The 13,687-nt window shown below is 59.4% G+C and carries 11 protein-coding genes and 4 pseudogenes; 10 read left to right on the top strand and 5 right to left on the bottom strand.

What is annotated here, in order from left to right:
* The first annotated feature begins 31 nt into the window (after positions 1-31).
* Genes PZL22_RS31100 through PZL22_RS31085 form a run of 4 tightly spaced genes read left to right on the top strand, consistent with a single transcriptional unit; the run spans position 32 to position 3,994 of the window.
* Complete coding sequence (locus PZL22_RS31100; RefSeq protein WP_088201158.1) at positions 32-1,150, top strand: ABC transporter ATP-binding protein; 1,119 nt, start codon at positions 32-34, stop codon at positions 1,148-1,150.
* Positions 1,147-2,037 carry an ABC transporter permease gene (locus tag PZL22_RS31095; RefSeq protein WP_010967496.1) on the top strand — a complete coding sequence of 297 codons (891 nt, stop codon included), beginning with the start codon at positions 1,147-1,149 and terminating at the stop codon, positions 2,035-2,037. The genes PZL22_RS31100 and PZL22_RS31095 overlap by 4 nt, the downstream gene beginning before the upstream one ends.
* Entirely contained in the window at positions 2,027-2,890 is an 864-nt protein-coding gene (locus PZL22_RS31090) for an ABC transporter permease (protein WP_027993980.1), read from the top strand. Before PZL22_RS31095 ends, PZL22_RS31090 begins: the two co-directional genes overlap by 11 nt.
* A 30-nt stretch (positions 2,891-2,920) precedes the next feature.
* Complete coding sequence (locus PZL22_RS31085; protein WP_127701456.1) at positions 2,921-3,994, top strand: ABC transporter substrate-binding protein; 1,074 nt, start codon at positions 2,921-2,923, stop codon at positions 3,992-3,994.
* Positions 3,995-4,879: 885 nt separating this feature from the next.
* Here PZL22_RS31085 and PZL22_RS31080 read toward each other — a convergent pair.
* Positions 4,880-5,074 carry a hypothetical protein gene (locus PZL22_RS31080; RefSeq protein WP_127622993.1) on the bottom strand — a complete coding sequence of 65 codons (195 nt, stop codon included), beginning with the start codon at positions 5,072-5,074 and terminating at the stop codon, positions 4,880-4,882.
* Positions 5,075-5,382: 308 nt separating this feature from the next.
* Here PZL22_RS31080 and tnpA point away from each other — a divergent pair, with 308 nt between their 5' ends.
* From tnpA to PZL22_RS31050, 6 genes and pseudogenes are all read left to right on the top strand, one after another.
* A complete protein-coding gene (gene tnpA / locus PZL22_RS31075; RefSeq protein WP_012477208.1) occupies positions 5,383-5,853 on the top strand; it encodes an IS66-like element accessory protein TnpA in 471 nt (156 codons plus the stop codon).
* The gene (gene tnpB / locus PZL22_RS31070) at positions 5,850-6,206 is read left to right on the top strand and encodes an IS66 family insertion sequence element accessory protein TnpB (protein ID WP_284718731.1); all 357 of its coding nucleotides are present in this window, start codon (positions 5,850-5,852) and stop codon (positions 6,204-6,206) included. Before tnpA ends, tnpB begins: the two co-directional genes overlap by 4 nt.
* Before the next feature lie 48 nt (positions 6,207-6,254).
* Positions 6,255-6,995: pseudogene (locus PZL22_RS31065) on the top strand (IS66 family transposase); the annotation flags it as partial.
* Positions 6,996-7,528: 533 nt separating this feature from the next.
* Positions 7,529-8,788, top strand: coding sequence for a group II intron reverse transcriptase/maturase (gene ltrA / locus PZL22_RS31060; protein ID WP_127634456.1), 1,260 nt, complete (start codon positions 7,529-7,531; stop codon positions 8,786-8,788).
* Between the two features lie 80 nt (positions 8,789-8,868).
* Positions 8,869-9,714: pseudogene (gene tnpC, locus PZL22_RS31055) on the top strand (IS66 family transposase); the annotation flags it as partial.
* Positions 9,711-10,274 (top strand): UPF0149 family protein, encoded by a 564-nt coding sequence (locus PZL22_RS31050; protein ID WP_012477211.1) that lies wholly within the window; start codon positions 9,711-9,713, stop codon positions 10,272-10,274. The pseudogene tnpC and the gene PZL22_RS31050, both read left to right, overlap by 4 nt.
* 60 nt (positions 10,275-10,334) lie before the next feature.
* On the opposite strand, the pseudogene PZL22_RS31045 reads toward PZL22_RS31050, so the two are convergent.
* The 4 genes and pseudogenes from PZL22_RS31045 to PZL22_RS31030 form a co-directional block, all read right to left on the bottom strand.
* Positions 10,335-10,631: pseudogene (locus tag PZL22_RS31045) on the bottom strand (hypothetical protein); the annotation flags it as partial.
* A 77-nt stretch (positions 10,632-10,708) separates the two neighbouring features.
* On the bottom strand, positions 10,709-12,346 hold the full coding sequence (locus PZL22_RS31040) for an arylsulfatase (RefSeq protein ID WP_127701457.1): 1,638 nt from the start codon (positions 12,344-12,346) through the stop codon (positions 10,709-10,711).
* A gap of 232 nt (positions 12,347-12,578) precedes the next feature.
* Positions 12,579-12,949 (bottom strand): annotated as a pseudogene (locus PZL22_RS31035) (response regulator transcription factor).
* A 120-nt stretch (positions 12,950-13,069) separates the two neighbouring features.
* Positions 13,070-13,684, bottom strand: coding sequence for a response regulator transcription factor (locus tag PZL22_RS31030; protein ID WP_284718755.1), 615 nt, complete (start codon positions 13,682-13,684; stop codon positions 13,070-13,072).
* Between the last annotated feature and the right edge of the window lie 3 nt (positions 13,685-13,687).

The following is a 13,687-nucleotide window of genomic DNA, read 5'->3' as shown; positions in this document are numbered from 1 at the left end:
GAGCGTCCAGCAGCTGAAAGGAAAGGCGGAATTGATCGGTCAATCTCTGTCCCTTGCGGGACTTCAAAAACGATACGGTGAGGCCCTCGCGGTTCGCGAGCTGTCGCTCGAGATCGCAGCCGGGGAATTTGTCTCCCTTCTGGGGCCCTCCGGCTCCGGCAAGACGACAGCCTTGACGATGATTGCCGGCTTCGAAAGCCCAAATGCCGGCAAGATTGCCATCGGCGGCCGGGACGTAACCTTTCTTGCGCCCAATCACCGGAACATCGGAATGGTGTTCCAGAAGTACGCACTCTTTCCGCACCTGACGATCCGCCAGAACGTCGCATTCCCGCTCAGGATGCGCGGGCGCATGCAGAAGACCGCGATCGCGCAACGCGTCGAGGAGATGCTGGATCTGGTGCAACTCTCCAGTTACGCAGAGCGCTATCCCAACCAGCTCTCGGGCGGTCAACAGCAACGCGTCGCCCTCGCGCGGGCTCTGGCTTTTGAACCGCCCGTTCTCCTGATGGACGAACCGCTTGGAGCGCTCGACAACAAATTGCGAGAGGCGATGCAGTTCGAGATAAAGCGGCTGCAGGAGCGACTTGGCGCCACGGTCGTCTACGTGACCCACGATCAGGACGAAGCGATGACGATGTCGGATCGGGTCGCCATCATGTCCAACGGCGGCCTGATACAGGTGGGCACGCCGACGGAGCTCTACCGGCAGCCGAAGACCGAGTTCGTCGCGGACTTCATCGGCCGAATGAATTTTCTCGATGGCGATTGCCTTGACTGTACGGCTGAGCAAACGGTTGTCCGTTTCTCGGAGAGAACCGTGCTTAGGCTCCGTGCTGCAGCAAACGAGCGAGCGCGCAAATATGATGTCGGAACGGCGCTGCGTGTGGCAATCCGTCCGGAGCGCATGCGCCTTGCGAAGCGAGGCGAAGGCGGGGCGGACGGATTGCCGGGCGTTGTCGATGCCGCAGTGTTCATCGGTTCGACATACATCTTTCTCGTCCGCCTGGCCGATCGCCCGGAAGTAAGCCTGCAGGTGCAGGTCGCCGCTGACGGACTGTTGCCATTCCAAAGGGACGACGAGGTGGACATCGTCCTCGACGGTGCAGCAATGCACGTCTTTCCAGTGGCAGAGAGGTGCGCCGCATGACGCGTTCACTGGCATCACTCCCACATTCGGTGTCCTTCCGCCGCTCGAGCTCCGCACGCTTTTATTCGCCAATCGCCTCCATGGCATTGGTCACGCCCCTCCTCGCGGCCATGCTGGCCGGCTTCTTGTATCCGGTCGCGCGGCTGATCGCGCTAAGCTTTTCCGGCGGAACATTCAGCCATTATCGGCGCATTTTCACCGAGCCGCTTCATCTCGAAGTTCTCTTCAGCACGATCGAGGTCGCCTTTGTCGTGACGGTCGCAGGCCTGCTATTGGGTTTCCCCGTCGCCTACCTGATGGCGCGGCTGAGCAGGGGCTTGGCCATGGCAGTCGCTGCCTGCGTCTTCGTCCCCTTGTGGACCTCAGTGCTTATCCGCTCCTATGCTTGGGTCGTCCTTCTCCAGCGCAATGGCATCGTCAACAAGCTGCTCGCCGATACGGGGGTGACAGAAGGGCCGTTGAAGCTGATCTACACCCAGGGCGCGGTCATCCTTGCCATGACGCATGTGCTGATGCCCTTCATGATCCTGCCGATATATTCGGCACTGCGCGCATTGCCTCCAGACTACGTGCGTGCCGCCCGCAATCTCGGCGCCGGGCCCATCCGGGCCTTCGTCACCGTAACGCTGCCGCTCAGTCTTCCCGGCATCTTTGCCGGCAGCGTGATGTGCTTCGTGCTCGCGCTCGGCTTCTACATCACCCCGGCACTGGTGGGTGGTCCGAGCTCGATGCTGATGGCGACGCTCATCGGCCAGCAGACGACGGTGCTCCTCGACTGGCCGTTCGCCGCGGCACTGTCGACCGTGCTTCTCGCCGTCACGCTCCTCTTCGTTCTGATGTTCCGCAGAACGCTATCGCTCAGCAAGGGATTGAACAGTGTCTATTGATCACGCACAGCTGCCGGGCCGAGTCCCTGCGTTGATGGATATCTTCGCCTCGCCAACGATCCGCGCCTATTCGAGAGCCATGGGGATCATCGCTATCGGCGTGGGGATCGGATGCATTCTCTTCTTCCTCCTGCTGCCGACACTGATCGTCCTACCGATGTCGCTCAGCGAAACCGATTATATCGAGTTCCCGCCCCAGGGCCTGACGCTGAAATGGTATAGTGCCTATTTCAATGATCCGGACTGGATGACAGCGACGTGGTTCAGTCTAAAAATAGCACTCGCGACAACCGCGACGGCAACTGTCGTGGGTACCATGGCAGCTCTCGCGATCGTACGAGGATCTCTTCCGTTCAGATCCACATTACAGGCGCTGGCGCTCGGGCCGATGATCGTACCCCACATCATCCTCGGCGTGGCGCTCTATCTATCCTTTGCACCACTGCAGCTCACCGGCAGCTTCTACGGCTTTCTTGTCGCACACACCGTGCTTGCAGTTCCTTATGTGATCATCACCGTCACGGCGTCGCTGCAACGCTTCGACCCGACGCTCGAACTGGCGGCATTGAACTGCGGAGCCAATAGGCTGCAGGCATTCTTTCTGGTCGTGCTGCCGAACATCGTGCCGGGTGTCGCAGCCGCCGCGGTGTTCGCCTTTCTAGCCTCGTTCGATGAAGCGACCGTTGCGTTCTTCATATCGGACATCGGTGGCAAATCGATCGGGCGCAAGATGTTCGAGGACATCGACTTCAACCTAACGCCTGTGATTGCTGCGGTCTCTACGGTGCTTGTTGCGACTTCCCTCCTGCTTATGGGCACGCTTCATCTCATGAACCGTAAATCCCGCTCCTAATCACGAACTTCAGACGAAGGAAGCTCTTTCATGATCTCTCCGCTTTCACGTTCCACAACAGTCCTGAAGACTGCGATTGCCGGGCTCCTGTCCTTGTTGCCCATTTCACTGCCGGCACTCGGCGCCGAGAAAGTAATCATCGCATCGACCGGCGGTGCCTATGACAAGGCCTTAAGGGAGGCCTGGTTCGATCCATTCACGAAGGCAACGGGCATCGAGGTAGTCACCGTCGCGGCGACGAACTCCGAGATGCGGGCCAAGGCGGCGGCGATGGTGAAAACCGGAAACGTCAATTGGGACCTCTATCTCGATGGCGAGATCCAGGCCGCGTCCAAGCCGCATCGGAAGGTCACGGAGGACCTGACCGAGTTCTGCCGGCAGTTTGCCGATCGCGAGGATCTCAGCGTCAATGCCTGCTCCGCTGGCGGGGCGCTGCTGCAGTCCACGGCTACGTTGTTGGCCTACAGAACGGGTAAACACGGGGATTCAGTTCCCGCCACTTGGGCCGATATGTGGGACACGAGGAAATTTCCGGGCGAACGCGCTTTTCCGAATTTCGATGATCCCTGGCGCGTCATGGCGGCCGCGCTGCTCGCCGATGGTGTCACGCGCGATGAACTGTTTCCGCTCGACATCGATCGCGCGTTGGCCAAGCTCGACCAGATCAAGCCTTCTGTCTCGCTTTGGTGGAAGACGGGCGATCAGAGCGTGCAAGGATTTCGTAATGGCGAGTATTCACTTGGGCAAATCTGGCTGACGCGCGCCAAGGCAATGCAGAGCGAGGGACTGCCGATCGCCTGGTCTTACAAGGCCGCATTCCTCGTTGGCGACCGGATAGCACTCCTCAAGGGGGCGCCGCATCGCGACAATGCGCTCAAGTTGATTACCTTCTGGCTAAACTCTCCTGCGGCGCAAGCCAAAGCGTGCGAAGTTCTTTCCTGTACGCCCCCGAGCAGCGATGCGATCGCGATGATGTCCGATGAGGCACGCAAGACGATGCCGCAAGGTGACGACGTTCGGGATTACGTCATCATTCCCGATGCAGAGTGGATCAATGCCAACGCTGCAATGATGTTGCAGCGGTGGAACGAGTGGATCCGCTGACTGCGTGCAGCGCCCGGATGCATGGAGGCGACGCGGCGCAGTGAACCCGCAGCGTCCGCGTATGTCCTCGTTGCTCCAATATGGTTGAAAAAACTTCGAGCTTGAACGCATTCGGAGCGGTTGCCGGTCTTCTTCGGGATTTCAGCGTGGGGCGCGTGGGCAGGGCCCGCTCGTCAGGAGGCATGCACGTTCACTGCAGCATCTGGAGGTCGCCGTCCGAGTTGCCAAACGCCGCGATCGGTCGCGGCCGATGGCTGATGGATGGCCGACGGGCTTGCCAGCCTTGTCGTCGATAAGGTTGACTTCTGCCAGTCGCATCAGCAAGGGCGTTCCGTCGCGCATTTCGAAGTAGGTCTTTCGCTGCTGCCGATCACCTGTTCCGGCGGAATGCATTCTTCGCTGAAGACGCGCATGGAATCGATGCCCCACCGGACGCAATGAACGTCTTGGAATCGTTGGCTCTGATGATAGGCCAGCAACTCCAACCTCGGCTGGTAGACCATCTTCATACAGAGCTGTCCGGTATTCGGATGCTTGGCGCCGGAAGTCCAGGCGCGGACGATCCGGTCGAACTCGTCTGTTGTCATGCCTGAGCGGGGCCATGACGATCTGCATAACCGCAGGTTCGCCACCCGAGAGCGCCACTTTCACATCGCCCTTCAGCAGTGAGGCAAGCGGCTACTGCTAAGACCATTCCGGATGTTGAAGAGCGGGCACCTCCACACGGTCAAGTGCGAACAGGAGTTGAAAGTACATCGGCTGCTCGGCCAACAAGGTGCCATCATTGTCAAGACGGCGATACGCTCCGGCACATGTACGAAATCCGCCGAACCTTGAGCGGCTAGGCGCTCGACGAACGAGACAACCGACTGCTTGGCTTCGCCTTCATTCCAGGAGGGAAAGCGCATCTGCACGCTGGGCAGTTGAAGCGAATACCAGCAGAATGATTGGCAACAGGTAGCTCTTTGCACCGCGAATGAATAGGTCTTGCCCAATCTCCTCACGGTTCTCATCAGCAGGCATGCCATGGGTTACGTCACTCTTTCGCGACATGTGCCGGGCCGCCGTGATCAAGGCCATCGCGATATTCCAAGAGCAGATCCCAAAGCCGGCCTTCACCGAGTGCAACGGCAAATTCCCTCGAAGCTAGATAGGGGATGAGTATCAGCAGCATGACCATGCTTGTTGCCAGAAGCTCTGGTAGCTTGGCGCCTCCAACTTCCGAAAGCGTGGCGGCGACCGTTCTGCCGTTGCTGAGCCCGACGATCGCTTCCTCGACGATGGAGAGGACTATGAGCAGAAGAAGGGTGAGCGCGACGAACAGCCCACCTTTTCTTTGCTGATTGAGACCGCGAGATAAGCTCCTTCATCTGCAGGAGTGGAACGGGATGGTTGGAGATCGCGCTGGTGCCATGCTTGGAGTCATGGATGAAGCCATGGATGAAGCCAGGCATGATGGAGTCTACCGGCGGATCGAGGTGATCACCGGTCGACGACAGCGGCGGAATTGGACCGACGAAGAGAAGGCGCGGATCCTTGCTGAAAGCGCAGAACCCGACGTGAACATCTCGGCTGTTGCCCGGCGTTGGGGCGTCAACCGTGGTTTGCTGAATGTCTGGCGCCGCCAAGCCGGGCTGACCGCTCGACGATCCGTGCAAGCCTGCGCGCAGCAGGCCATGTTCGTGCCGGTGACCGTCGTTGGAGAACGAGCGCCTCCCCAGAGCGCGTCGTCGGATATCGCTTCCGTTGCTTCCGGCCGAATTGAGATCGAGATTGCCGGAGCACGCATGACCGTGATCGGCTCGGTGGCGCCCGAGTTGGCGCAGGCGATCGTGGCAGCGTTGCGAGCACGCCGGTGATCGGACTTTGGCCGAATGGCGTGAAGATCATGGTGGCGACGCAGCCTGTCGACTTCCGGCGCGGCATGAATGGCCTTGTTGCGCTGGTGGCGTCAGCGCTTTCGGCTGATCCCTACTGTGGTGACGTGTTTGTGTTCCGCGCCAAGCGGTGCGATCGCCTGCGCTGCATTTATTGGGACGGGTCGGGCATGATCCTAGCGACGAAGTGGCTTGAGGCGGGCAAGTTCGTTTGGCCACCGATCCGCGATGGCGCGATGCAGATGAGTAGCCAAGAGTTCTCGCTTTTGCTGGCCGGTATCGACTGGACTCGGGTTAAACGGAACGTCGTAAAGCGGCCGACGAAAGTGGGCTGATCTTATTGGATTTGCTTGAAGATTCAGGATCATGTGCTAGGGTCAGCCATGCCGCTTCGACCCGACCCTTTACCTCAGGATGCCGCCCAATTGAGCCGGATCATTCTCTCGCTCGATGCGGAGAATGCCGACCTCAAGGCGCGCGTTGCCTTCCTGGAGGGTCAGCTCTTTGGGCCGAAATCGGAGAAGATGACGGCGATCGACCCGACGCAGGTGACGCTCGAGCTTGGCGATCTCAGCGACATTCCCGAGGCGGCCAATGACGATGTTGCACCCGTGGCTGAAGGGCCAAGACAGGAGCGGCGATCGCCGTCGCGCAACATCGGCCGTTTGCCCAAGCACCTCCCACGGTATGAAGAGCTCATCGAGCCGGAGAGCAAGATTTGCCCGTGCTGCTCGTTCGAGCTTCATTGCATCGGCACGGACGTCAGTGAGGCGCTCGACATCGTGCCGGCGGTTGTCCGGGTGAAGCGGACGATCCGGCCGCGCTATGCATGCCGGGCCTGCGAAAGCGTCATTGTGCAAGCGCCCGCACCGGCGCGCGTGATGGACGGCGGCATGGTGACTACGGCGTTTGCAGCCCATATCGCCGTTTCGAAGTTTGCCTGGCATCTGCCGCTGCATCGCCAGGCGCAGATGCTTGCCTCCTGCGGCGTGATCATCGATCGCGGCACGCTTGGCGCCTGGGTGACGCGGGTCGCCTGGTGGCTCGAGCTTCTCTACGATGCGCTTACCGCCTTCATCCGCTCCCAGCCAAGGGTGTTTTGTGACGAGAGTGTGCTGCAGAGGCACGGAAGGAGTTCAGTATGAACTGACACTGTGTCGTAAAGCTGTGTGAATGATGGAGGATGGCCCTCCGGGATCGGCTTTCAGGAGCGGGTCTCAAACCAGTCCGAGCTGCTGCGGTAAAGAGCCGTGGTGGTGAGCGTCGGATGAAAAGTTCGGACGAGATCCGAGCAGGTGCGTGTCCGAAAGACGAACGAAAGTGAACCCTCCGAAGACGCGTCGTTAAGAAATTCAAGCGTCGTCGAAACCAGGACCGTTTCGTCATCCTGGGATAAGCCCGCCAGGCGCCTGATGACTGGGCGGGCGGCGACCGGCGTAGAGGGGGCGTGAGTCGGACACAGGCTTTCACGCGGAACTGCAGGAACCAGGCTCCTGATGCCAAGGGAGAAGCCCAAGCGGAGCAAACCGCAAGGCGAGAGTACCGATGCAGGAGACTGGGGCGGACCGATCCGTATGAGCGTTGAGGGCCCTGTAATGGGGTCGGAGCAAAGGGGTCGGATCAGGTGGTCGTAATGCTTGGAACAACTGGAAACAGGATGACTTCGATAGATACGACAGACAAGCCGTTTCGAATTGAGAAGCGGCAAGTGTACGAAGCTTACAAAGCGGTCAAAGCCAACCATGGCGCAGCCGGAGTGGACGGTGAGACCTTGGAGATGTTCGAGAAAGACCTTGCGAGAAATCTCTACAAGATCTGGAATCGGATGTCGTCCGGGACCTACTTTCCGCCACCGGTGCGCGCCGTCTCCATTCCGAAGAAGACTGGTGGCGAAAGGGTTTTGGGTGTGCCCACGGTCAGCGATCGGATCGCGCAGATGGTGGTCAAGCAGATGATTGAGTCGGATTTGGATTCCCTCTTTCTTCCGGACTCCTACGGATACAGGCCGGGAAAATCGGCGCTGGATGCCGTTGGGGTGACGCGTCAGCGGTGCTGGAAGTACGATTGGGTTCTGGAATTCGACATCAAAGGGCTGTTTGACAATCTTCCGCATGATCTCTTGCTGAAGGCGGTCAGAAAGCACGTCAAATGCAACTGGGCTCTGCTCTACATCGAAAGATGGCTGGTCGCGCCCATGGAAAAGAACGGAGCAGTCATTGAGCGCACACGTGGTACCCCGCAAGGGGGCGTGGTCAGCCCAATCCTCTCGAATCTCTTCCTGCATTACGCGTTCGACGTCTGGATGACTCGGACGCACCCTGATCTTCCATGGTGTCGGTATGCCGATGATGGTCTCGTGCACTGCCGGACCGAGCAAGAAGCACAGGCCCTCAAGGCTGCGCTTCAAGCCCGGCTGGCAGCATGCGGACTTCAGATGCATCCGATCAAGACCCAGATCGTCTACTGCAAAGATAATCGGCGTCGGAAAAGGTATCCGACCGTCAAATTTGACTTTCTTGGATACCAATTCCGGCCGCGACAGGTGGCGACGGCGCAGCAGGATGAGTTCTTCTGCGGCTACACCCCGGCGGCCAGCCCGACGGCGCTAAAGTCGATGCGGGCCACGATCAAGAGCTTGAACATTCCGCGGCAAACGCCGGGGACGCTGGCTGAAATCGCCAAACAGATCAATCCGCTCCTCCGGGGATGGATTGCCTATTATGGGCGGTTCAGTCGTTCGGCCCTGTTCTCTCTGGCTGACTACGTCAATCGGAAGCTCAAGGCCTGGATTATGCGAAAGTACAAGCGCTTTCGGTTCCACAAAACTCGGGCTTCGCAGTTCCTGCGGCAACTTGCTCGAGATAATCGGGGCCTCTTCGTACACTGGCAGGCGTTCGGAACGAACCTGTTTGCCTGATGGGAGCGGTGTGAATCGAGAGGTTCACGCACCGTTCTACGAGAGGCCGGCAGGTGAAATCCCTCCGGCCTACTCACCCGCCGCTTCCGCGGCTCGATCCGGGACGCAAACGCACCAAGCTTTGTCAACTCTGGGCGCAGGCGGTCGACGACCGGCCATGGAATGGTCCGGCGCCGCCGGCGGTGGCCTATACTTTTGCTGAAAGCCGCAGCGCTCGCGAGGTCGAGGGGCAACTGTCGTCGTTTGCCGGCGTACTTCAGGTCGATGGATACCAGGCCTATAAAACCTTGGCCAAGCGCCGGGGGAAGAGCAATATCGCCCCCATGCGGCTGGCGTTCTGCCTTGCTCACGCGCGACGCAAGTTCGTCGATGTCGTCAAGCTGACCGGCTCTTCGGAGGCGCTGTCGATCCTGGCCAGGATCGCCGAGGTCTATCGCATCGAGGCGAAACTGCGCGGCGAAAGTGCCGATACCCGGCTCAGGGTACGGCGTCGCGAGACAGCACCCATCATGCGAGAACTGAAGGTCCAGCTCACCGAACTGAGCGAAGAGGTGTCGTCAAAATCGGCGCTGGGCAAGGCCGTCTCCTACGCGCTCAATCATTGGAACGGGCTGGCAGCCTTCCTGGAGGATGGCCGGATCGAAGCGGACTCCAATGTGGTCGAGCGTTCAATGAAATCGGTGGCTCTGACGAGGAAGAACTCGTTGTTCGTGGGCAACGAACGCGGTGGCAAGTCCTTCGCGGTCCTGGCATCGCTCGTCAACACAGCAAAGCTCAATAGTGTTGACCCCGAGGTCTGGCTTGCCGATGTGCTTGAGCGCATCATCTCGGGCAAGGTGCCCGCGAACCGGATGGATACGCTCTTCCCATGGGCCTGGAAGGCCGAACGCGAGGCCATTGCACGTCAGGAGCGACGGGCGGCATGACACAGAACAGCCAAGGGACGACGGCACGACCGAAGCTCGATGACAAGGCGTTCGAGGCGTTTATCAGGGCACGCCGTCCAGCATCGCCAATCTGGTCAATGAGCGGTCTCGATGGTTATCTTACGGCTCTCATCATCGGACCGAAGTTCATCGACCCACGCAAATGGATCCCGGAACTGACCGGTCCGGATGCCCTGAACCTGCCGATGGAAACGACCGAGCATCGGGCCGTACAGACCATTGTTGCGGAATATAACCGCATCTCGGCTAGCCTTTCCGAAACACCGAAAGACCACCGGCCCCGGTTCACCCGGATCGATGATCAGACCTTTGATATCTTCGATTGGGACCTCTGCTTTTTGTTGGGAACTGGATACGCGCCGAGGCTTTGGCAGCCGGTTCTTCGTGGTCATGCCGTCACTGGGGATATCATCGCACCCATCCGCAAGCTCGGCGAGGCAAAACGGAAAGTGACAAGCCAGGATGCTGCTGACGTCGCCGAAGCACTCGTCAATATCCGAACCTACTTTATGCCGAAGCGGGCAAAGCAGAAGTTCTGACCGAGCGCCAGAAACCTATCCGTCAATCATGAAAGCCGTGGGCCATTCGTTGCGCTCACGAAGAAGGTAGAGCCCGGCCTTGTAGGCGATGACGGAAACGAGCCGCAGCCTTCCATATCGTTCTCCCAATTTCATTGCATGGCCGAGAAGGATGAACTTCCCGAGGATCAGCGCCTTGATAATCGGGACGCCGAATGCAGAGACGTGCACGCCCTGACTGCCAAGTATAGCCATCTTGTAAAGGACGAGCGCACCGAAGCAGACGTACAGATACACGGACAAAAGGGCATACTCCTTCAACTCGCGCTTTGCTCTTTGGGCAATTGTCGCAGTCGGGCGGGCTTTCTCTATCGTCATCAGTCTGCCTTTCATTCGCGCTGAAGGTCGCGCCGGCTGCTTGCCTTGCGCGACCCTGCGATGATTTCATAATCGGGTCAGTGCCTTCCGCCCTCCTGCAGCTTCGCCAGCACCTCGTTCAGCGCGAAGCTTCCGGGCTTTTGCCGCGGCGGAAAATCGACGTAGGTCTGCAGGTGCCGGGCCACAAAGGCCTGGGCCGGCACGAGCGCAAACGCGTGCTCGACGCGCCATCTGGCGTAGTCGCCGGCGACATGCTGGGCCATCTCGAAGGGGTCCGCACGTAGGTCTATTAGCTTGGGGAAGCGCAGCGTTATCAACGGATCCTGCCACACATCGAGACCTTCGGCCCGCTGTTCCATGAACACGATCTTCCAGCGGTCATAACGCAGCCCGGCAAGATTACCATCGTCCGTCCAATAAAAGTATTCCTTGCGCGAACTTGGCCCAGTGCCGGCGAGGAGCTCCCGCTGATTGTAACCGTCGAGATGGACCTTGAATGTCTTGCCTGCCGCCTCGTAGCCCGCCAGAAGCTTCTCCTTGACGTTTGGTTCGCCAGCGGCGGCGACCAAGGTTGGCACCCAGTCCTCATGGGAGACGACGTCGTTGATTTCCGTGCCCGGCTTGATGACGCCCGGCCAGCGCATCGCACCCGGAACTCGGTAGCCGCCTTCCCAGTTTGTGTTCTTCTCGCCGTGAAACGGCGTGGAACCACCGTCGGGCCATGAAAAGACCTCTGCGCCGTTGTCGGTTGTAAACAACACGATGGTGTTGTCAGCGATGCCCAAGTCGTCCAGTTGCTTTAGAAGCTGGCCAACCATGCCGTCGAATTCCGTCATACCGTCGGCCACCAAGCCGAGGCCGGTCTTGCCTTGTGACTCCGGCTTCAGATGCGTGTAGATATGCATTCGGGTCGCATTGAACCAGCAGAAGAACGGCTTTCCGGCCTTCTGGTTCTTATCGATGAAATTCATCGCGGCGCCCAAGAATTCCCCATCGACCGTCTCCATGCGCCTTTTGTCGAGAGGTCCGGTGTCCTCAATTTTCTGCTTGCCTACCCTGCCAAAGCGCGGGTCTTCGGTCGGGTCATCCGTGTCGCTCGCGACGCATCTAAGCACGCCGCGCGGACCGAATTTGGCGCGGAACTGCGGGTCTTTCGGGTAGTCGGGGTTTTCCGGCTCCTCTTCTGCATTGAGGTGATAGAGATTGCCGAAGAATTCATCAAATCCGTGCACGGTCGGCAGGAATTCATTGCGGTCGCCAAGATGATTCTTGCCGAACTGACCGGTAGCGTAGCCGTGCGGCTTGAGCAGCTCAGCTAGCGTTGGATCCTTGTCCGACAGGCCTTCCTTGGCGCCTGGAAGACCAACTTTGAGGAGCCCGGTGCGGAAGCAGCTTTGCCCTGTAATGAACGCGGCTCGGCCCGCAGTGCAGGATTGTTGGGCGTATAGGTCGGTAAAGATCGCCCCTTCGTCGGCAATGCGGTCGATGTTGGGGGTTTGGTATCCCATCTGGCCGCGGTTGTAGGCGCTTGTGTTCCACCAGCCGATATCGTCGCCGAAGATAACCAGTATATTCGGCTTTTTGCCCGCCGTTTGCGCTTTTGCGCCCGCGCCGGTCAAAGACCCCAAAGCCGTTACGGCCAGCAAAGATCCTCCCGCAAGCAGAACCTCGCGCCGGCTTGGATGGCGGCGCGAATTTGCGTGCTTATCGCTCATCTTTCTTCTCCCTGATTGCTTTGAAGGCAGGCATGGTGGCACTAACACCCGCGGGCGTCCGGCCACTTCGGTCGGAACACACCCTCCCTCAATGATGTCGGATTTTCTGGCACTCTCCCCTTGATGGCGCTTCCGCTGTTTTTCTGGTGGCAATTCTATGAAGTTTATGACCAGGCGCTATTGTACTTTGGGGAAGACACTTCCTGTATGCGGGTAGACCCCGATCCGACGCTCAATCCGTTGCATCCCAAGCGAGTGCCTCCTTGACTGCAGCAATCAACGAGGCAGCGGCAAACGGCTTCTGGAGATAGGCGAGGCAACCCACCCTACGCGCCTCCAGTTGCCATCATCGATAGCCGTGATGAAAATGACCGGGAGCCGGCAATGAGCGGTTTTCAGCCGGCGCCGCAACTCCATGCCCGACATGTCCACAAGGTGCATGTCGAGCACGACGCAGCCGAGCTTCGCCGGCGTAGCGTGGCTGAGAAAGGCTCCGGCCGAGGAGTATCCCTCGGTCCTCAAACCACAGGCGTTCAGCAACCGCTCTACGCTCGTCCGCATGCTCGGATTGTCTTCCACGACAGCAACCGGTCGGGTTCCCAACGTACTGCCTTTCCAGTGCTGGTCGGCCGCGGAATGCGGTCATGAAGGCCATTAGGAGGCAAAATTGCGGTGTCGCCTATTGTCCTTAGGGGAAGACGAATGTGAAGGCCGGCGCGTCAGTCATGTGGTTTTTTCAAGCAAGCCCAGTCGTTCCGCCATCGACACGACCTCGGCCAGAGAGCGGACTCCCAGCTTTTCCATGACCTTGTGACGGTGTGCCTTGACGGTCCGCTCGGATGTGTTGAGCTCAAAGGCGACCTGCTTGTTGCGCATGCCACGAACGATCAGGTCGAAGACTTGTGACTCCCGTGGTGTCAGGCTGGCAAGAAGAGTATGCAACGCTTGGGCGCGATCGTGCTCCTTGCGTCTCGTCTCACAAAGCTGCAGCGCCCGTTCAACGGCTTCAAGCACCGCCGCGCTCGAGGCCGGCTTTTCGAGAAAGTCATGGGCGCCAGCCTTCATCGCCCGCACAGTAATCCCGATATCGCCGCGGCCGGTGAGGAAGACGATCGGCAGCAGAGGTGCCAAATCGGCAAGACGAGCCTGCAGCTCCAAGCCGGATAGGCCAGGCATCTGCAAGTCGAGCAGAATGCAGCCGGACCCCCTTGGCAGGCGTGCCAGTAACTCTTCCCCCGATGAGTAGGACTCGATTTGGAAGCCCGAGGCCGCGAGCATTCGCCCCACCGCTGCGCGGAACGATTTGTCGTCATCGACGATATGAACGGTCGGCCCCACTGA

This window comes from Ensifer meliloti (assembly GCF_030064585.1).
Lineage (GTDB): Bacteria > Pseudomonadota > Alphaproteobacteria > Rhizobiales > Rhizobiaceae > Sinorhizobium > Sinorhizobium meliloti.
Note: the sequence above shows the minus strand (reverse complement) of the source record. Positions and strands in the feature narration are given on the sequence as shown.